Source organism: Streptomyces sp. NPDC059787 (assembly GCF_042732315.1).
In the GTDB taxonomy this organism is placed as follows: domain Bacteria; phylum Actinomycetota; class Actinomycetes; order Streptomycetales; family Streptomycetaceae; genus Streptomyces; species Streptomyces atrovirens.
This window is the reverse complement of sequence record NZ_JBHWHX010000018.1, coordinates 1-19,549: the sequence shown is the minus strand read 5'-3', so window position 1 is coordinate 19,549 and position 19,549 is coordinate 1. Positions and strand designations below refer to the sequence as shown.

Below are 19,549 nucleotides of genomic sequence, written 5' to 3'. Positions count from 1 at the left end.
CCCCCCAGGGGTATATTCCAAGGGTTGCTCAGCGGCGTGGACGGCCTCGTTCTCCTCACAGGCCGGACGTGTCGCGCCCGGCGGGGCCGCCCCTGCCACCGGACCCCGCGGAAGAGCCGGGCTCAGTTGCCCACGCCGAGGGAGGACATGAACGCGGCCGGGTAGCGGTCGCCGCGGGCCGCGCCCGGCGGTACCGCCTTCTCGATCTCCTCGAGGTCGTCCGCGGTGAGGGCGAGGTCCAGCGCGGGCAGCGCCTCGGTCAGCCGCTCACGGGTGCGGGGGCCGACCAGCGGCACGATGTCCTCGCCCTGGGCGGCGACCCAGGCGATGGCCAGCTGGGCGACGGTGCACCCCTTCGCGTCGGCGACCCGGCGCAGGGCCTCCACGAGGGCGAGGTTGTGTTCCACGTTGCCGCCGGAGAACCGGGGGCTGAGCGCCCGGTGGTCACCGGTGCCGGCGCCGCGGCCGGCCGACCAGTGCCCGGAGATGAGGCCGCGGCCGAGGACGCCGTACGCGGTCAGGCCGATGCCGAGCTCCCGCAGCGCGGGCAGGACGTCCGCCTCGACCGCGCGGGAGATCAGCGAGTACTCGATCTGCAGGTCGGTGACGGGGTGCACGGCGTGCGCCCGGCGGATCGTCGCCGCGTCGACCTCCGAGAGGCCGAGGTGCCGTACGTACCCGGCGTCGATCAGCTCCTTGATCGCGCCCACGGTCTCCTCGATCGGTACCGCCGGGTCCAGCCGCGCGGGACGGTAGATGTCGATGTGGTCGGTGCCCAGCCGGGTCAGCGAGTAGGCGAGGAAGTTCCTCACCGCCTCGGGGCGGCCGTCGTACCCGCCCATGACCGGGGCCGGCCCGCTCAGCATGCCGAACTTGACGCTCAGCCGGTAGCTGTCCCGGTCACGGCCGCGCAGCGCCTCGGCGAGCAGCAGTTCGTTGTGGCCCATGGCGTAGAAGTCGCCCGTGTCGATCAGCGTGACGCCGGCCTCCAGCGCGGCGTGCACGGTGGCGATGCTCTCCGTGCGGTCGGCCGCGCCGTAGGCACCCGACATGCTCATCGCGCCGAGGCCCAGCGCGGAGACGGCCGGACCGTCGCTGCCCAGCGTGCGTGTCTGCATCGTGTTCTCCTTCGTGGTCGCTCCGTCACCCACCTTGCGCCGGTACCGGGGCCACCGGGAGCGGAGCGTTCATCATGGGAGAGCCGCTCCCTGGATCGGCGGGTGCGCCACGAGGGACCATGAGGTCATGCAACGTGAGGAACTCGCCGACTTCCTGCGCCGCCGCCGCGAGGCGATCCGCCCGGCCGACGTCGGCATCACCGGCGGCCCGCGCCGCCGTACCGCCGGTCTGCGCCGGGAGGAGGTCGCGATGCTGGCGGGCATGTCGGTGGACTACGTCGTACGCCTCGAACAGGGCCGCAGCAGCCGGCCCTCCACGCAGCTGCTCGTCGCGCTGGCCCGTGCGCTGCGTCTCTCCGACGACGAGCGCGACCATCTGTTCCATCTGGCCGGTCACCGGCCCCCGCCCGCCGACGGGGTGGCCCGCCTCGCCCGGGCGGGTCTGGTGCGCATGCTCGACCTGCTCGGCGGCACTCCGGCCCTGGTCATGTCCGACCTGGGGGAAGTCCTCGCACAGAACCGGGCGTCGCTTCTGCTGATGAGCGACCTCACCGGCTTCTCCGGCGACCGCCGCTACGCCGTTCACCGCTGGTTCACCGAACCGGCCGCCCGCGCCGTCGGCCCGGCCGAGGAAGAGGAGCACCACGCCCGCCGGCTCGTGGCCGATCTGCGCGCGGTCGCCGGGCGCCGGGCCGGCGATCCCGCGGTCACCGGACTCGTCGACCGGTTGTCGGCTGCGAGCGCGCACTTCCGGCGGCTCTGGGCGGAGCACGAGGTGGCGGTCCGGCGCGCCGACCGCAAGACGTTCCTGCACCCGCGGGTGGGCCGCCTGCTGATGGACTGCGAAACCCTGGTCACCCCCGATCAGCGACAGCAGTTGCTGGTGCTCACACCGGCGGACGCCGAGGCCCGCGAGCGGCTGGAGCTGCTGCGGGTGCTCGGCAGTGAGGAGTTCTCCACGGGCCCGCCCGGCCGCTGAGGCCGGCCGCCGACTCGACGCGGAACAATGGAGTCGAGGGCGGTCGCGCCCGCCGGAGAGGATGCCGCGCATGTTCTCGCGCGGAAATCGCCGGCCCTCCTCCCCCGAACCGTCCAAGGCATGGGAGTGCCTCGACACGGATGACGTCCCCGGCACGCTGCGTCAGCTGCGGCAGGCCAGCACGGCCCTCCTCGACCAGGTCGCCCTCGTCGTCGGGCGGGCCGCCCGGACGGCCGGGTTCGACGACCTCCGTGAGGCGGCCTCCGCACTGGCCGCGCGCCCCGGCAAGGCCCGCGCGCCGTACGACTACGGGTACGCGTGCGTGGGACGCGGCGTGTCCTACCTGGCGGCCCCCGCCCTGCGCGAGGCGTTGCGGCCGGCACCGGACTCCCCCTCGGTGCTGCGGGAACTGGTGTCGGCGTACGAGGACGAGGGCCGGCACCGCGACGCCGCCGACGCGCTGCTGGCGCACGAGGCCGGCCTCACCGACCGGCCCGACCGCTGTCTGCTGGTCCTCAACGCCGTCCTGGCGGGCGACCTCGGCCTGGCCCGGCGTCAGCACGCGCTGCTGCCGGATCCCGACGACGGCATCCGGCTGGAGGCGCCGGCCCGGCGCCGCTGCCTCGGACCCGCCGTCGACGGCCCGTTCGCCGTCGACGCCCGCACCTCGCCGACCCCCGTCAGTCCGGCCGGCCCGCGGGCGACCCGTCGCCGTCCCCGGCATGGCGGAGGCAGGAGGTGACGACCACGAAGGGCCAGAGGGACTGAACGACCGTCACCACGCGTTCCGCGACGCCCGCCGCGCCGTGGCGGTGCATCTCGACGAGGAACCACGCCGCGCCGACGACCATCGAGGCGGTCGCCACGGCCGAGGCCGCCGGCCGCAGCGCCCAGGGAGCGGCACGACCGCCGTCGGCGGCCAGCAGCGGCCACAGGGCCAGGAGCGCGAATCCGACCGCGGCCACCGAACCGTGGCGCAGGGACCCCCCGCTGCCCGGTGCCGGCAGCAGAGCCACCACCAGCGCCGTCGCTCCCCCGCCGGCCAGCGCCACGCGTCCGGCCGTCGCCGCCGCCCGCAGTCCCCAGGCGGTGAGCAGATGGCAGGCGCCCAGGGCGAGAAGCGCCGCGGTCATCACCCAGGATCCCGCGGCTCCATAGGCCGCCAGGACGCTGATCGTCTGGGTGACGGGGTCGTAGGCGGGTCCTTCCAGTGACGCCGCGATCACCCAGCCCGCGACGAGCAGGACGGGCGCGCACCCCGACGAGAAGAGGGCCCATCTGGGAACAGGCAACATCGAACCACCATAGAACGTGACCGACCGTACGTCGGCGTGCATATCAGGAGATGAGGCGCGCCGGGCCGGAGCGTAAGGTGAGTGCCGTCGGTCCGGATCACGCGGAGGGATCACCCATGGGCACGGTCACCACCCCCGACGGCACGACCATCTTCTACAAGGACTGGGGTCCGCGCGACGGACAGCCGGTCGTCTTCCACCACGGCTGGCCGCTCAGCGCCGACGACTGGGACAACCAGATGCTGTTCTTCCTGTCCCAGGGCTATCGCGTGATCGCCCACGACCGGCGTGGTCACGGGCGCTCCGGTCAGACCTCGGGCGGCCACGAGATGGACACCTACGCCGCGGACGTGGCGGTGCTGACCGGTGCCCTCGACCTGCGGGGGGCCGTACACGTCGGGCACTCGACCGGCGGCGGGGAGGTCGCGCGGTACGTCGCGCGGGCCGAGCCCGGCCGGGTCGCGAAGGCGGTGCTGGTCGGCGCGGTGCCCCCGGTCATGGTCAAGTCCGAGAGCAATCCCGGCGGTCTGCCGATCGAGGTCTTCGACGGGTTCCGCGCGGCCCTGGCCGCCAACCGCGCGCAGTTCTTCATCGACGTGCCGTCAGGTCCGTTCTACGGATTCAACCGGCCCGGCGCGGAGGTCTCCCAGGGGCTGATCGACAACTGGTGGCGGCAGGGCATGACGGGGGCGGCCAACGCCCATTACGAGTGCATCAAGGCGTTCTCGGAGACCGACTTCACCGAGGACCTCAAGAAGATCGACGTCCCGGTCCTCGTCGCGCACGGCACCGACGACCAGATCGTTCCCTACGAGGACTCCGCGCCGTTGACGGTCAAGCTGCTGAAGCACGGCACCCTGAAGTCCTACGAGGGGTATCCCCACGGCATGCTGTCGACCCACCCGGACGTCCTCAACCGCGACATCCTGGAATTCATCAGGTCCTAGCGGGGCCCGGCCCTTCGGAGGTCTCCGTGTCGCGATCCCCGACAGCGCGTCGGAGGTGTCGTACAGGCCGGCGCCCGTCCCCTCCCGAAGTGAGCCGGCGCTCACGCCCCCGCCGGCACCGGGCGGCGCAGGAGGTAGCCGGCGGCGGCCACGACGAGGGCTCCCATGCAGGCGATGAACACCAGCCCCGCGCCCTCCAGGCCCATCGGTCCGGTCAGCAGCCCCACGCCGATGACCGGCACCGAGATGCCCAGGTACGCCACCACGAACAGCGTCGAGATCACCGCCGCGCGCCGGTCCGACGGGGACGCCTCGCTCACCGCGGACAGCGCGCCGCGGAACGCGAGCCCCTGACCGAACCCTCCGACGACCGCGCTCAGCACCACCAGCGTCAGCAGGTCCCAGTACAACGCGCCCGCGAGCAGCGCCAGCCCGGCGAGGAGTCCGGCGCATCCCAGTGGCAGTGACCGGACCGTGCCGGCCCGGCCGGCGGCCAGTTGCCCGCCGGTCGAGGAGAAGAAGGCCAGCGCCACGACCAGTCCGCTCACGGCGTGGTCGGTCACGTCCAGGTACCGCGCGAGGAAGGCCGGGCTGACGGAGGTGAAGACGCCGAACAGCGCGAATCCCACGAACGAGGCGGTCGCCGCCGGTCCGAACACCGGCCGCACCCGCGGCGGCACGCCGGGCCGCCGCGGTCGTACGGTGTGCAGTGGGCGGCGCTCCGCCACGGTCTCCGGGAGCCGCAGCAGGACGGCGGCCGAGCAGGCCACCAGGGCGAGGTGCACGGCGAACGGCAGGTACAGCGGCCAGGGCGCGTACTCGGCGAGGACTCCGGCGAGCAGCGGGCCGCAGCCGAGGCCGCCCATGTTGACGGCGGTGGCGACGAACGTGGCCCGGGAGGCTCCGCCGGGCGGTGCCGACTCCATGACGTACGCCGTGGCGGCCCCGGTGAAGAGTCCGGCGGAGAGCCCCGACAGCAGCCGTCCGGCGTACAGCCAGCCCAGCGCGGTGGCGCACAGGAAACAGACGGCGCTCGCGGCCGCGCAGCCCAGGCCCCACAGCAGCACCGGGCGCCGGCCCACGGCGTCCGAGGCGTTGCCGGCCAGCAGCAGTACTCCGATGACCGCGAAGGCGTACACGGCGTAGACGACGGTGACCGTCAGCTCGGAGAAGCCGAACTTCTGCTGGTAGAGGGGGTAGAGCGGGGTCGGCAGCGTGGTGCCGGTCATGCACACCGCGAACACCGCACCGCCGAGCAGACACACCCGCCATCCGCGGCGATCACCGGCCATGCCCCGACGCTAACCCCTCACCCGGCTCCGGTCCCCCGGGCGCACGCCAGCGGGGTCACTGGCCGCCGAGGCCGGTCGTCGCCACCGACTTCACGATGTGCCGCTGGAAGAAGACGAACACCAGCACCAGCGGCAGCGCGGCCAGTACGGAGGACGCCATGGTCTGGGCGTAGTTGACGCCGTAGGCGTCCTTCACCGCGGTGATGCCGACCGGCAGGGTCATCAGTGCCGGGTCGGACGTGGACACGAACGGCCACATGAAGTTGTTCCACGCGCCGATGAACACGAAGATCGACACCGCGGCGAGCATCGGGCGGGACAGCGGCAGCATCACCGACCAGAAGATCCGGGCGTGGCCGGCGCCGTCGATGCGGGCGGCTTCCTCCAGCTCGCGCGGGAGGGAGTCGAAGTGCTTCTTCAGGATGAAGACCATCACCGGCGCGACCGTCTGCGGCAGGATCACCGCCGCGTAGGTGTCCACCAGGTCCAGGGTGAGCATCTGCTGGAACCACGGCACGATCAACAGCTGCGGCGGCACCAGGATCGACGCCATGGTGACGGCGAACAGCCACCGCCGGCCGCGGAACAGCGTGCGGGAGAAGGCGTAGCCGGCCATCGCGGACACGCACACGGTGACGACGGTGACGGCCGCGGCGATGAAGAAGCTGTTCAGCATCCACAGGGGCAGGTCGCCGCGCTCGATCACGGTGCGGAAGCCGTCGAGGGTGAAGCCGCCCCGCGGCCAGATCCAGTGCAGGGGATCGCTGGCGTCCTGCTCGGACTTGAACGCCGTGAGTACGGCCCAGGCCATCGGCAGCAGCCAGACCAGCGCCATCACGGCGAGGGCCGTCAGGGCCAGCACACGGGAGATCCGGCTCGGGCCGAGGGTGAGGTTGGGTCCGCGCCGCGGGGCCGGCCGGTCGCGGTGGGCCCGGCGCGCGGCGGGGAGCGGGGAGACCGAGCGGCGCGCGGGCCGTGTCGGGACGTCGATGGAGGTCATGTCACTTCTCCCTGCGGCGAAGGGCGACGAACTGCACGGCGGAGGCGAGGACGATGAGGGCGAAGAAGACGTAGCTGATGGCGGAGGCGTAGCCGAGGCGGTAGCCGGTGAAGCCCATGTCGTAGAGGTACTCGACGACGGGGCGGGTGGAGCCGTCGGGGCCGCCCTTGGTGAGCAGGTACACCTGGTCGAAGACCTTCAGCGAGGCGAGGATCTGCAGCACCGTGACCACGCCGATGATGCGCCGCAGTTGCGGGAGCGTCACGTGCCACAGCCGCCGCCAGGCGCCGGCGCCGTCCAGGGCCGCCGCCTCGTACAGGTGGTCGGGCACGGCTTGCAGCGCGGCCAGGAACAGCAGGAAGTTGAAGCCGACGGTCCACCACAGGGTGGCGATCACGATGGCGTACAGGGCGACGGACCCGTCGCTCAGCCAGGCGTGGCCGTCCAGCCCGACCGCCTGCAGCAGGTGGTTGTAGAGGCCGAGGTCCGGCTGGTACAGCCAGCCCCACAGCAGGCCGATCACACCGACCGGCAGCAGGTACGGGGCGAAGAACGCGAGCCGCCACACCCACTGTCCGGGCAGTCCGGTGTACACCAGCAGGGCCATGCCGAGGGCGACGACCACCAGGGGCACGGTGGAGACGACGGTGAACCACACGGTGTGCCACATCGTGCGCCACATCTCGGCGTCGCCGAGGGCCTCCGCGTAGTTGTCCAGTCCGATGAAGGACGGGTCCTGGGCGGCGAGCGAGGTGTCGGTGAGGCTCATCCAGGCGCCCTGGACCAGCGGCCAGAGCATGAAGAGGACGAACAGGACGAGGAACGGCAGGGCGAAGAGGAGTCCCGGGGAGAAGGCGCGGCGCAGTGTCGCACCGGGTCCTCGGGCGGGGCGGGCGGCCTTCGGACGGCCGCGGGAAGCGAGTTCGGTGGACATCTGCTGCCTCCTTCGCGGCGGCTCAGGCCGGGCTGGGCTTGGAGAGGGCGGTGTTGATCCGCTCGACCATGGCGCGGGCGGCCCGGTCGGGGGCCAGGCCGTCGAGCAGGGACTGCTGGAGCACCTGCGACATGGAGTTCTGGAAGTCGGAGCCGGCTCCGGCGAACCAGACGGCGGGGTCGAGCACCACGTGGTCGGCCGCCGCCGCGTACCGTGCCTGCGGCTCCAGCCGTGCGTAGGCCTCGGTACGGGTCACCGGCTGGTACGCCGGGATGTGACCGGCCTTCGCCCAGGTCTGGCCGGCCTTGAGGATGGCGGCCACCGCCTGGTGGGTGCGCCTGCGGTGTGCCTCGTCGGGGTCGGGGCGGCGCGGCAGTACGAAGGAGTGGGAGTCGGCGTAGACGGCGGGGGTGCCGAACACCGTGGGGAAGGGCGCCGCCCCGATCTCCGGGTCGGCGGCCCGGAAGGTGCCGAGCTCCCACTCGCCGGAGAGGATCATCGCGCTCCGGCTGTTGGTGAAGTCGGCGAGGGCCGCCGGGTAGTCGAGGCGGCGCGGGTTGGCACGGCCGTCGACCAGTTTCCGCATGAAGGCGATGACCTCGGTCATCGCGTCGACGTTCGCCGTGACGGTGCCGCCGACGGGCAGGTCGAAGTCGTTCCCGGTCTGCCGGTAGAGCCCGTAGAACAGCCGCCAGCCCTGCGCCGTGTCGTTGACGTAGCCGAAGGCGATCCCCTGCTTGCCGGAGGCCCTGGCCAGTTCCCGGCCGGCTTCGAGGAACCGCTCGGGGGTGGAGAAGGCGTCCTGGTCGAGGCTTCCGTCGCCGGTCAGCAGTCCGGCCTCGCGGACGGGGTCCGGGTGGTAGAAGACGATGAACGGGTGGGTGTCCAGCGGTATGGCGAAGGTTCCGCCCTGATACTGGGTGCGGCTCCACACGGCGTCGGCGAAGTCCTTCTCGTCGACGCCGAATTCGGCCAGCAGGCCGGTGTCCCAGGGGTCGAGCAGTCCGAGCGGCGCGTATCCCGCCAGGCGCGACATGTGGGAGATCGCGACGTCCGGGCCGCGCCCGCCGGCCGAGGCCATGGCGAGCTTGGTGTAGTAGGGCGTGCCCCATTCCAGCACGGTCCGCTCGACACGGGTGCCGGGCATGTCGGACCCCGCCGTGTCGATCAGTTCGTCGAGCAGGGCGCCGTCGGCGCCGCTGAACAGGTCCCACATGCGCACGGTGCGCGGGTCCGACGAGGCCGCGGCGGAACCGCAGCCGGCGAGGGCTCCGCCGCCGAGGAGTACGGCGGCGGAGGCCAGCGAGGCGCGGAGCAGGCCGCGTCGGGACGGCGCGGCGCGGTTTCCTCGCGGCCCGGCGGAGGCGGCCCGTGGGCCAGGCAGGTCGACCATGGCACTACCTTTCTCTACATCGATGTACATCGCCGCCGGACGCTGCGGACGACATGCCGTGGGGAGGGGGCCCCGGTTCCGGTCGTCCGCCGGGCCGGGTGCGGTGCCGTCAGCCGGCGGATTCGCAGGCGGCCGTGCGCTGCTGGACACGGCGCAGTACGGCGGTGTCGAACTTCTCGGCGCGGTCGAAGCCGTAGACGCCGTTGCGTTCCTGGAAGACGTCGGTGAGCTGCGTGTAGCAGTAGCCGAACATGTCCGGGTCGTCGAGCAGGACGTCCACCAGTCCGGTGAAGCGGGCCAGGAACTCCTCGGTGCTGCGCGGCCGTTCGCCGTACCCCCACGAGGTTCCCCGCTCGTCTCCGGCGGCGGTCGCGGCGACGGCCGCGTCCCACCAGATGCCGCCGAACTCGCTGCAGAAGTAGGGCTGTCCGCGGTAGGGGACGGACCAGTCGCGGCCGTCGGGGCCGGTGTTGACGTACGGACGGTCCTCGGCGAGTCCGGCCATGGTCTCGGCGAAGGCCCGCGGGTCCTGCTCGTAGCAGTGCGAGTCGTAGACGTCGGTCTCCGCCACGCGGTGGGCGTAGCCGGAGGCGTCGATCACCGGGCGGCTGGGGTCGGCCTGCTTGGTGGCCAGGAACATCGCCCGGGTCACGTCGTCGAGCTGGGTGATCCGGTCGTGCAGGTTCTGGTACGTCTCGTTCAGCGGGCACCAGCCGATGACCGACGGGTGGGAGTGGTCGCGTTCCAGGGCTTCCAGCCACTGGGCGACGTAACCGGCGTCGGGGCGCTGGTTGTCGTCGCGTACGCCGGTCTCGCAGCCCCAGTCGCCGAACTCGCCCCACACCAGGTAGCCGAGGCGGTCGGCGTGGTAGAGGTAGCGCTCCTCGAACACCTTCTGGTGCAGCCGGGCCCCGTTGAAGCCTGCCCGCAGGCCCAGTTCGATGTCGCGTACGAGGTCGGCGTCGGTGGGGGCGGTCATCAGGCCGTCCGGGTAGTAGCCCTGGTCGAGCACCAGCCGCTGGAACACCGGCTCACCGTTGATCAGCACCCGCTTGCCGTGGAGGGCGACCGAGCGCAGTCCGGCGTACGACGTCGCCTCGTCGACGATTCCGCCCGCCGCGTCGAGGAGCTGGAAGCGCAGGTCGTACAGGTGCGGGTCGGCCGGCGACCAGGTGCGCAGCCGGTCCTCGGGCACGGTCAGCACCAGCCGGGGGCACAGGTCGAGGTCGGCGCGGGCGGAGGCGGACACCGCCTCGCCGTGCTCGTCGGTGAGGACCGCCCGTACCCGGTGGCCCGGCAGATTGCCGGTGACCGGGAGGTCGATGTGGAAGGAGCCCGAGCCCAGGTCGGGGGTGATCCGCGGGCGCTTGAGGCGGGCCGTGGCCGGCACCGGTTCGAGCCACACGGTCTGCCAGATCCCGGTGGTCCGGGTGTAGTGGCAGTGGGTGTTGGCGTACCAGGTGGCCTGCTTGCCGCGGGCCTGCGGGCCGTGCCGGGTGTCACGGGCGCGGACCACGATCACGGCCTCCTCGCCGGGCGCGGCCACCCCGCGCAGTTCCGCGGTGAAGGGGGTGAAGCCGCCGCGGTGACGGGCCACCTCGGTGCCGTTGACCCAGACGGTGGCGTCGTGGTCCACCGCTCCGAAGTGCAGCAGTACGTCGTTGCCGGACCACTCGGCCGGGATCGTGACCGTGCGCCGGTACCAGACGGCCTCCAGGAAGTCCGTGTCGCCGATTCCCGACAGTTCGGACTCGGGGCAGAAGGGCACGAGGATCTCGCCCGCGAGGTCACGGTCGCGCAGTCCGCGCTCCAGTCCGCTGTCCCCGCGGTCCGTCTCGAACTGCCAGCGGCCGTTGAGGTTCAGCCAGGCCTCGCGGACGAACTGGGGCCGGGGGTGCTCCGGACGCGGGACGTCCGGGGGCAGGGGCGTGCTCATGCTGCTCCTCATCAGTGCAGGTGCGCTGTGTACGGGGTCATGCGACCATACGATTACATCGATGTAAATGGCGGCGGCGGAAAGTTTTCGACGGGACGATTCAGGCCGCCCGCGGCCCGGCCCGGTGGAGCTGCCGTTACGATCCCGGCAGGCAGCGGGAGGGACGAGAAGGGAAGCATGGGCAGGCCCAGGATCAAGGACGTCGCGGAGTACGCCGGCGTCTCGGCGAAGACCGTGTCGAACGTCCTCAACGACTACGAGCACGTCTCCGAGCGGACCCGGACCGCGGTGCGGGAGGCCATCGACGCGCTCGGCTACCGGGTCAACATCGCCGGACGGCAGCTCCGCCGGGGCCGTACGGGCATGATCGCGCTGGCCGTGCCGGACCTGGACGTCGCCTATTTCGCCGAGCTGGCCCGGCACGTCATGGCGGAGACCGAACGCCGGGGCAGCACCACGCTGCTGGTCGAGACCGGCGGACGGCACGAGAAGGAACTGGCCGCGGTGCGCGGGTTCGACGCCCAGTTCACCGACGGCGTCATTCTCTCGCCGCTCGCCCTGCAACCCCGCGACCTGGCCGATCGTGACACCCGGCTGCCGCTGGTGCTGCTGGGCGAGTGCAACCTGCCCGGGAGCGCCGACCATGTGGCGATCGACAACGTGACGGCGGCGCGCGAGGCGACCGAGCACCTGCTGGCGCGGGGGCGCCGGCGCATCGCGGTGATCGGTGGTGATCTGCACGGGTCGCGGAACACCAGCCGGCTGCGCACGGTCGGCCACCAGGAGGCCCTGGCCGCGGCCGGGGTGGCGCTGCCGGAGGAACTGGTCCTTCCGGTGCCCGCGTTCCGCTGGGCCGACGGGGCCGCCGCCGCCCGCGCCCTCATGCGGCTGCCGGAGCGGCCGGACGCGATGCTCTGCCTCAACGACCACCTGGCGCTGGGCGCGGTGCGGGCCCTGCACGAGGACGGCTGGTCGGTGCCCAAGGACCTCGACGTGGTCGGGTTCGACGACATCGAGGCCACCCGGTTCAGCATCCCCACCGTCACCACCGTCGCCCCGGACAAGCGGGGCATCGCGCGGCGGGCGGTGGAGCTGCTGCTGGACCGTATCGACGCGGACGGGCCGGGCGGGCCGGCGGTCGACGAGACGGCGGGGCACCGGCTGATCGTGCGGGAGAGTTCGGGAGGGTGAGGAGCCGGGCCGGTCCGGTCCGGTGCGGTGCGGTCCGGAGGACGGCCCGTCCGCCCGTGGACACGGGTCCGCTCCGGTGGACGGATGCCGTCGGCGAATCCGGCGGCAAGACGCCGATGGGAGCGAATCTCCCACCGGAACGGCCCGCCGACGGCGTGTCGCCGGGAGATTCGCTCCCATCGTGTCACCGGGGCCGGCGTCCGGGGGCGGGCCGGCGGACCGGTCGACAGCAGCCGGTGGACGGGGCGGGGCCTCCGGGAGGGCGCTTCCGGTGACGGTCCCGGCCCCGGGTGCCGGCGCCCGGGAGCCGTCCGGTCCGGCCTGGTCCGTGGGGCCGTTCTCGACACGCCCCCTGTTCACGCCTTGTCAGTGTCACGGGACGGCATGTATAACGTTGTAAAACTTGAGCCCAGCGGCTCGGCGCACGGCTCATGGTGACGGCACGTATCCGCACCGACCAACCGAGTCGGGCCGCTCACGAAGGGATTGCCGTGCGGGTCAGCCTCAAGGACGTCGCCGCGCACGCGGGGGTCTCCATCAAGACCGTCTCCAACGTGGTGAACAACTACCAGCACGTCACCCCGGCCATGCGCGAGCGTGTCCAGCGGTCCATCGACACGCTCGGTTACCGGCCCAACCTCGCCGCCAGGCATCTGCGGAAGGGGCGTACGGGCATCATCGCGCTCGCCCTGCCCGAACTCGGGAACCCCTACTTCGCCGAACTGGCCGCCTCCGTCATCGACGCCGCGTCCGAGCACGACTACATCGTGCTGCTCGACCACACCGGGGGCATGCGCGAGCAGGAGCTGCTGGTGAGCCAGGGCTTCCGGGCCCGGGTCATCGACGGGCTCATCCTCAGCCCCATCGAGCTGGAGACCGAGGACCTGCGCGACCGCGCCGAGGACGTGCCGCTGGTGCTGCTCGGCGAGCGGGACTACGACCTGCCGTACGACCACATCGCCATCGACAACGTGGCCGCGGCCCGCGCCGCCGTCCGGCACCTGATCGGTCTGGGGCGCCGGGAGGTGGCGTTCATCGGGGCCCGGCGCGGACGCAGCGAGCCCGCGCAACTGCGCGTGCGGGGCTGGCGCGAGGAGCTGACCGCCGCGGGGCTGTCGGCCGACGAGGGGCTCGTCGCCGCCACCGACGGCTGGGGACACGCCGACGGGGCACTGGCCATGAACCACATCCTCGACAGCGGACGGCGGCCCGACGCGGTGTTCGCCTACAACGACCCGATGGCGATCGGGGCGATGCGGGTGCTGCACGAACGGGGGCTGCGGGTACCGGAGGACATCGCCGTCGTCGGCTTCGACGACGTGATCGAGGGACGCTTCGGGGCGGTGACGCTCACGTCCGTGTCGCCGGACAAGGCCGCCATCGGCCGGCTGGCGGTGGAGTCGGTACTCGCCCGCCTCAACGACCGGGCGCCGGAGCCGCAGCGCGTCTGGGCGGACTATCAGCTCGTGGAACGCGAGAGCACGGTGGGCAGGCCGTCGAGCTCCTGACACCGCGGTCCACGGCCGCGCGGGAATCCGCGCCGCGGCCATGTCCGGCCGGCACGCCCGTCCGCCCGTGGCACCGCGAAGCGCCTCCGGGCAAAGCGGGAACAAGGACGTCGTCCTCCTCGTCCCCGCTTTGCCCGGAGGCGCTTTCCGCCCGGCCGGCCGTCTCGCGGTCCGTTCGGTGACGGTGCGCGCGGCCGGTCCGGTCTCAGCCGGTGTACATGCTTTGACCGTAGCCGCAGCTGTCGTAGTCGATCTGCCGGCCGGCGACGCTGGTCACCAAGCAGGCCTGCCAGAAGAGAAGGCCGTCCTCGGGGAAGCTCTTGTTGAGGTTGGTCCAGCCCTTGGCCTTGCCCAGGGTGTCGTAGGCGACTCCCGACCGGTAGGTGCTGTCGTCGCTGTACGACCACACCATGGCCACCGGCAGGTTGTCGGCGCTCAGGTCCCGCACCCAGAACCATTCGCCGTGGGGCTGGAAGCACGCCTCCCCTCCGGCGAAATCGTCGCACTCGTAGTCGTACTGACCGAACGTGCTGTCGCTGACATCGCTCGTGGCCTGCCAGCCGTCGGCGGCAGAGGCCGGCGACGTCGCGATCCCCAGTACGAGGGCGGCACCGGCCAGCCCACTCGCGAGAACTCGTCCCATGCGCATCCGTCTTTTCCTCTCCTCTGGTGAACATGCCTGCGCTGACGCCGGGATGATGTTCCGGGACTGGCTCCCCCGCCCCACCGGTCAGCAGTGCCGATCCTGTGGGCCTGAGGCCTCACGGGCAACGGCAGCCGGCTGTCCCGGACAGGCCGGTGGCCGTCCGGGCCGGTCACAGCCCTGTCCGGGACAGGCGTCCGGCCGTGCGGTCCCCGCTCACCCGGCGAGGACCGGCGCGAGTGACACGTCCGTCTCCGCACCCGGTTCCCGTGGGGCGCCCACAAGGAACGCGGACCAGGCGAGTGCCGTGGGTACGGCGAATCCGCCGCGCACCGGGGCCACTTCACGACGGCCGGCCGTGTGCACACCCTGTTCTCCGCAGAATGCGCTTGCGGTGCCGCCCACGCCCCCGCGTTCCCTTCGCACCTTGCGCGCAAGGGGTTTACAGCTCCCTTCCAACGATGTAAAACCTCCTTGCGGCACACCGGACGCCGCTTCGCACAGGGGGAGCAGCACCATGTCTGCGCGTCCTTCGGCTCCCCAGTTCCCTTTTCAGCGTCACCCGGATCGGGGTCACCATGCAGCGCACCACTCACCGTTCTCACCTTCTCGCCCGTCCCGTGGTCGTGGCCTTGGCCGCCGCCGTGGCCCTGACCGTCACCTCCTGCGCCAAGTCGGAGGACGACGCGTCGGACAGCAAGAAGTCCCCGGCGGCCGCCGCCGACGCCGAGCAGAAGGTCGTCACGCCGAAGCCGGGCAGCGAGACCTGCACCATCGACGCCTACGGCGGCGAGAAGATCGACCTGAAGGACGCCACCGTCGGCTTCTCCCAGTCGGAGAAGGAGGCCAACCCGTTCCGCATCGCGGAGACGCAGTCCATCAAGGACGAGGCGGCCAAGAGAGGCGTCAAGCTGCTCACCGCCAATGCCCAGTCGCAGTTCTCCAAGCAGATCAGCGACGTCCAGACCCTGCTCACCAAGGGCGTCGACCTGCTGGTGATCGCCCCGCTCAACTCCGACGGCTGGGACCCGGTGCTGCAGGCCGCCGCCGCGAAGAAGGTCCCGATCGTCACCATCGACCGCAAGATCAACGCCACGGCGTGCAAGGACTACGTCTCCTTCATCGCCTCGGACTTCGTCGAGCAGGGCCGCCGCGCCGCCGACCAGATGATCGAGGCCACCGGCGGCAAGGGCGAGGTCGCCATCCTGCTGGGCTCGGCCGGGAACAACGTCACCACCGAGCGCACCAAGGGCTTCAAGGAGCGCGTCGCCGAGAAGGCCCCCGACCTGAAGGTCGTCTTCGAACAGACCGGTGACTTCACCCGTGAGAAGGGCCAGCAGGTCACCGAGCAGCTCATCCAGTCCAACCCCGGCATCAAGGGCGTCTACGCGGAGAACGACGAGATGGGCCTGGGCGCGGTCGCCGCGCTGAAGGGCGCCGGCAAGAAGGCCGGCGACGTCAGGATCATCACGGTCGACGGTACGCGCAACGCCGTCCAGGGCGTCGTCGACGGCTGGATCAGCGGTGTCATCGAGTCCAACCCGAGGTTCGGCCCGCTGGCGTTCCAGACGCTGGACACCTTCACCCAGGGCAAGGAAGTCCCCCAGGACATCGTGATCCAGGACAGCGCCTACAACGCCGGCAACGCCGAGCAGGACCTCGGCAAGGCCTACTGATCCGCTCCGGGGCCCGGTCTCCGGGCCCCCTGTCCGTCCGTCACCACTTTCTTCCTGGAGGCACAGGTGGCTCCCCCCGCCGAAGTCCTCGCCGTCCGCGGACTGAGCAAGTCCTTCCCCGGCGTCCGGGCCCTGGACGACGTGGACCTGACCCTGCACCCCGGTGAGGTCCACGCCCTGATCGGCGAGAACGGCGCCGGCAAGTCGACCCTCATCAAGCTCCTCACCGGGGTCTACCGGCCCGACGCCGGTGACATCGTTTTCCAGGGCCGTGAAGTCTCCTTCGCCACACCGCTGGAGGCCCAGAAGGCCGGCATCTCGACCATCTACCAGGAGGTCAACCTCATCCCGCTGCTGAGCGTGGCCCGCAACCTCTTCCTGGGCCGCGAACCGCGCACCCGTCTCGGTCTGCTGGACTTCGCCCGCATGAACCGGGAGGCCGAGGAGGCGCTGAGCGCCTACGGCGTCCGGGTGGACGTCCGCCGGCCGTTGCGCACCCTCGGTGTCGGCGCGCAGCAGATGGTCGCCCTGGCGCGTGCCGTGGCGAGCGAGGCCCGGATCGTCATCATGGACGAGCCGACCTCGTCGCTGGAACCGCGGGAGGTCGAGACGCTGTTCTCGGTCATCCGCCGGCTGCGCGACGAGGGCATCGCCGTCGTCTACGTCAGTCACCGTCTCGACGAGCTGTACGCCGTGTGCGACACGGTGACCGTGCTGCGCGACGGCCGTCGCGTGCACCACGGGCGCCTCGCCGACCTCGACCGGCTCTCCCTGGTGTCGACCATGCTGGGCCGGGAGCTGGGCGAGGTCCGCCAGGAGGGCCTGACGAAGTTCACCGGCGACCACCACGCCGCCGACAGCCGGCCCGTGCTGGAGGCCCGCGGACTGACGGTGCCGCACAAGCTGCGCGAGGTGTCCGTGAGCATCCGTCCCGGCGAGGTCGTCGGTCTCGGCGGGCTGCTCGGCTCCGGGCGCACCGAGACCGCGAAGGCCATCTCCGGTGCTCTCGGCACGAGTTCGGGCAGTGTGACGGTGGCCGGGGTGCCGCTGCGCGGCGGCTCCACCCCGGCCGCCATCCGGGCGGGCATCAGTCTGCTGCCGGAGGACCGCAAGAGCGAGGGCATCGTGCCCGGTCTGTCGGTCCGCGAGAACATCTCGCTGGCCGTCCTGCCCCGGCTCTCCCGCTTCGGCCTGGTCTCCGAGGCGCGCGTCGACAGCATCGTGGACACCTTCGTCGAGCGGCTGCGCATCAAGGCGTCCTCGCCTCAGCAGAAGGTCGGTGAACTGTCCGGCGGCAACCAGCAGAAGGTGCTGCTCGCCCGCTGGCTGGCGATGAACCCCAAGGTCCTGCTCCTGGACGAGCCCACCCGGGGCATCGACGTCGGCGCCAAGGCCGAGGTGCAGAAACTCGTGGACGAACTGGCCGCGGACGGCCTGGGCGTCCTGCTCATCTCCTCCGACCTGGAGGAACTGATCGAAGGGTCCGACCGCGTGGTCGTACTGAAGGACGGTGCGGTCGTCGGCGAGCTGACCGGCGACGAGGTCACCGAGGACAAGCTGATGCGGACCATCGCCGGGCACGCCCCGGGCCGGGACGCGGTCGGGGAGGCGGCCACCGATGGCTGAAGCCACCCTCAGGACCGTCCCGTTGGACAGGACCCGCGTCCTGCAGTGGCTGCAGACGTACGGCGTCTACGCCGGCGTGGCGCTGCTGCTGGTCGTCAACATCGTCATCACCCCGCACTTCCTGTCCGCGGAGAACTTCCGCACCCAGGCCGTGCAGGTCGCCCCCGTCATCATCGTGGCGCTCGGCATGGCCCTGGTCATCGGCACCGAGGGCGTCGACCTCTCGGTCGGTGCCGTGATGGCGCTGGCGGCCTCCGTGACGGCCCTCTACCTCGGCTACGGGCTCGTGCCGGCGCTGCTCGTGGTGGCGGTGTTCGCCGCCGCCGTGGGGCTGGCCAACGGGGCGCTGGTGGCGTTCGTCGGGGTGCAGCCGATCGTGGCGACGCTGGCGCTCATGGTCGGCGGCCGGGGCCTCGCCCTGGTGCTGCTGCCGCAGCTGGAGGACCTGCGCAACCCGTCGCTGGCCTCCCTGGGGTCGGGTGACGTGCTGGGCATCCCGTATCTGATCCTGATCGCCGCCGTACTGGCGCTGCTGGTGGCGTTCGTCGTCCGCCGCACCACCTTCGGGCGGCAGCTCCTCGCCATCGGCGACAGCCGTCCGGCGGCGCAGCTCGCCGGGCTGCCGGTGCGCCGGGTGCTGATCGTGGTGTACGTCGTCTGCGCGCTGCTCGCCGCCGTGGCGGGCGTCCTCGCCACCGCACGGCTCCAGGCCAGCGACCCGACGTCGCTGGGCAATCTGATGGAGCTGTCCGCCATCACCGCCGTCGTGGTCGGCGGGACACCGCTGACCGGCGGCCGGGTGAACATCGCCGGCACCGTGGCGGGGGCCGTCCTCATCCAGTTGCTCACCGCCACCCTCATCAAGCACGATCTGCCGCCCTCGTGGACCCAGATCGCGCAGGCCATAGTGATCGTGTGCGCGGTCTACGCGGCACGGGGACGGGGGAAGCGATGACCGTCACGAAGACGGACGCCCCGGTGACCGCGGCGGGCGACGGGAAGCCGTCGGTGGCCGGCGAGCCCGTGGGGTCCGCGCGCTCCGAGCGGGTGAGTGCGCTGGTCCAGCAGCACGGCGCGCTGGCGGTGCTGCTGGCCGTCTCCCTGGTGGCGTCGTTCAGCTTCGACTCCTTCGCCACCGGGGACAACGTCAGCAACATGGCGACGAGTTCGGCGTTCCTGGCGATCGTCGCGCTCGGCATGACCTTCGTGATCATCACCGGGGGCATCGACCTGTCGGTCGGCTCGCTGTTCGCGCTGGGCGGGGTCCTGGCGGCCTGGGGTTCGCGGCACGGCACCCTGGTGGCGCTGCTGCTGCCGCTGGTGGTGTGCGGGGCGATCGGTGTCGTCAACGGGCTGCTCGTGGCCCGCTCCCGGCTGGCGCCGTTCATCGTCACCCTGGCGGCCATGCTCGGTGCGCGCGGTCTGATGCTGGCGCTCACCGACGAGGGCGCCGACACGTATCTGATCGGCAAGGGTTCGTTCCTGGCCGAACTCGGGCAGGGCACGACCTTCGGTCTGGGCAATCCCGTGTGGATCACGCTGGCGCTGTTCGTGGCCGGGGCCGTCGTGCTGCGCCGTACGCGCTTCGGACAGCATGTGTACGCGGTCGGCGGCAACGAGGACGCGGCGGCGCTGATGGGCGCCCCGGTGGCCCGTACCAAGATCCTCGTCTACACCCTGTCCGGGGTGCTGGCGGGACTGGCCGGCGCGCTCAACGCGGCCTGGCTCGCCTCCGGGGTGACCATTCTCGGCAACGGCATGGAGCTGGACGCCATCGCCGCCGTCGTCATCGGCGGCACCCTGCTCACCGGCGGGCTCGGCTACGTCAGCGGCTCGCTGGTCGGTGTGCTGCTGCTCAGGGTGATCCAGAACGTCATCAACCAGGTCGGTTCCCTGGACTCCTCCTACCAGCAGGTCGTCAGCGGCGCCTTCCTGGCCGTCGTCGTCATCGCCCAGACCTGGCTGGGCCGCCGACGGCAACTGATGTGCGGCTCCGGACGCGGCGGCGGGC

General features: G+C 71.8%; 17 protein-coding genes. 9 read left to right on the top strand and 8 right to left on the bottom strand.

The genetic code is table 11. The features are described 5' to 3' along the window. Positions 1 to 122 precede the first annotated feature (122 nt). On the bottom strand, positions 123 to 1,118 hold the full coding sequence (locus ACFV5H_RS18860) for an aldo/keto reductase (protein ID WP_385195950.1): 996 nt from the start codon (positions 1,116 to 1,118) through the stop codon (positions 123 to 125). A gap of 127 nt (positions 1,119 to 1,245) precedes the next feature. Here ACFV5H_RS18860 and ACFV5H_RS18855 point away from each other — a divergent pair, with 127 nt between their 5' ends. Continuing rightward, a complete protein-coding gene (locus ACFV5H_RS18855) occupies positions 1,246 to 2,097 on the top strand; it encodes a helix-turn-helix transcriptional regulator (RefSeq protein ID WP_385195948.1) in 852 nt (283 codons plus the stop codon). A 70-nt stretch (positions 2,098 to 2,167) separates the two neighbouring features. Then, positions 2,168 to 2,839, top strand: a complete 672-nt coding sequence (locus ACFV5H_RS18850; protein ID WP_385195945.1) for a hypothetical protein — start codon at positions 2,168 to 2,170, stop codon at positions 2,837 to 2,839. Here the strand turns inward: ACFV5H_RS18850 and ACFV5H_RS18845 are convergent. After that, entirely contained in the window at positions 2,778 to 3,392 is a 615-nt protein-coding gene (locus ACFV5H_RS18845; RefSeq protein ID WP_385195943.1) for a DUF998 domain-containing protein, read from the bottom strand. The genes ACFV5H_RS18850 and ACFV5H_RS18845 overlap by 62 nt on opposite strands. Positions 3,393 to 3,508: 116 nt before the next feature. Here ACFV5H_RS18845 and ACFV5H_RS18840 point away from each other — a divergent pair, with 116 nt between their 5' ends. After that, the gene (locus ACFV5H_RS18840; RefSeq protein WP_385195940.1) at positions 3,509 to 4,339 is read left to right on the top strand and encodes an alpha/beta fold hydrolase; all 831 of its coding nucleotides are present in this window, start codon (positions 3,509 to 3,511) and stop codon (positions 4,337 to 4,339) included. 101 nt (positions 4,340 to 4,440) lie between these two features. Here ACFV5H_RS18840 and ACFV5H_RS18835 read toward each other — a convergent pair whose 3' ends face one another. The 5 genes from ACFV5H_RS18835 to ACFV5H_RS18815 all read right to left on the bottom strand — a co-directional run bounded on the left by ACFV5H_RS18835 (position 4,441) and on the right by ACFV5H_RS18815 (position 10,894). Continuing rightward, positions 4,441 to 5,631 (bottom strand): MFS transporter, encoded by a 1,191-nt coding sequence (locus tag ACFV5H_RS18835; protein ID WP_385195937.1) that lies wholly within the window; start codon positions 5,629 to 5,631, stop codon positions 4,441 to 4,443. Positions 5,632 to 5,686: 55 nt separating this feature from the next. Beyond that, positions 5,687 to 6,631, bottom strand: a complete 945-nt coding sequence (locus tag ACFV5H_RS18830; protein ID WP_385195934.1) for a carbohydrate ABC transporter permease — start codon at positions 6,629 to 6,631, stop codon at positions 5,687 to 5,689. Between the two features lies 1 nt (position 6,632). After that, the gene (locus ACFV5H_RS18825; protein ID WP_385195932.1) at positions 6,633 to 7,565 is read right to left on the bottom strand and encodes a carbohydrate ABC transporter permease; all 933 of its coding nucleotides are present in this window, start codon (positions 7,563 to 7,565) and stop codon (positions 6,633 to 6,635) included. Positions 7,566 to 7,587: 22 nt separating this feature from the next. Next, positions 7,588 to 8,958 carry an extracellular solute-binding protein gene (locus tag ACFV5H_RS18820; RefSeq protein WP_385195929.1) on the bottom strand — a complete coding sequence of 457 codons (1,371 nt, stop codon included), beginning with the start codon at positions 8,956 to 8,958 and terminating at the stop codon, positions 7,588 to 7,590. A gap of 109 nt (positions 8,959 to 9,067) precedes the next feature. After that, a complete protein-coding gene (locus tag ACFV5H_RS18815; protein ID WP_385195927.1) occupies positions 9,068 to 10,894 on the bottom strand; it encodes a glycoside hydrolase family 2 protein in 1,827 nt (608 codons plus the stop codon). A 177-nt stretch (positions 10,895 to 11,071) separates the two neighbouring features. Between ACFV5H_RS18815 and ACFV5H_RS18810 the strand changes: the two genes are divergently transcribed. Together ACFV5H_RS18810 and ACFV5H_RS18805 are read left to right on the top strand one after the other, a co-directional pair. Next, complete coding sequence (locus ACFV5H_RS18810) at positions 11,072 to 12,085, top strand: LacI family DNA-binding transcriptional regulator (protein ID WP_385195924.1); 1,014 nt, start codon at positions 11,072 to 11,074, stop codon at positions 12,083 to 12,085. Positions 12,086 to 12,576: 491 nt separating this feature from the next. Continuing rightward, a complete protein-coding gene (locus tag ACFV5H_RS18805) occupies positions 12,577 to 13,593 on the top strand; it encodes a LacI family DNA-binding transcriptional regulator (protein ID WP_385195921.1) in 1,017 nt (338 codons plus the stop codon). Positions 13,594 to 13,798: 205 nt separating this feature from the next. Here ACFV5H_RS18805 and ACFV5H_RS18800 read toward each other — a convergent pair whose 3' ends face one another. Next, positions 13,799 to 14,236, bottom strand: a complete 438-nt coding sequence (locus ACFV5H_RS18800; RefSeq protein ID WP_385195918.1) for a hypothetical protein — start codon at positions 14,234 to 14,236, stop codon at positions 13,799 to 13,801. 578 nt (positions 14,237 to 14,814) lie between these two features. Here ACFV5H_RS18800 and ACFV5H_RS18795 point away from each other — a divergent pair. From ACFV5H_RS18795 to ACFV5H_RS18780, 4 genes are all read left to right on the top strand, one after another. Next, a complete protein-coding gene (locus ACFV5H_RS18795) occupies positions 14,815 to 15,912 on the top strand; it encodes an ABC transporter substrate-binding protein (protein WP_385195916.1) in 1,098 nt (365 codons plus the stop codon). 66 nt (positions 15,913 to 15,978) lie between these two features. Next, the gene (locus ACFV5H_RS18790) at positions 15,979 to 17,538 is read left to right on the top strand and encodes a sugar ABC transporter ATP-binding protein (protein WP_385195913.1); all 1,560 of its coding nucleotides are present in this window, start codon (positions 15,979 to 15,981) and stop codon (positions 17,536 to 17,538) included. Next, positions 17,531 to 18,493 (top strand): ABC transporter permease, encoded by a 963-nt coding sequence (locus ACFV5H_RS18785; protein ID WP_385195911.1) that lies wholly within the window; start codon positions 17,531 to 17,533, stop codon positions 18,491 to 18,493. The genes ACFV5H_RS18790 and ACFV5H_RS18785 overlap by 8 nt, the downstream gene beginning before the upstream one ends. Next, positions 18,490 to 19,549, top strand: a 1,060-nt coding sequence (locus ACFV5H_RS18780) for an ABC transporter permease (RefSeq protein WP_385195909.1), incomplete at its 3' end; no start/stop codon positions are given. The genes ACFV5H_RS18785 and ACFV5H_RS18780, both read left to right, overlap by 4 nt.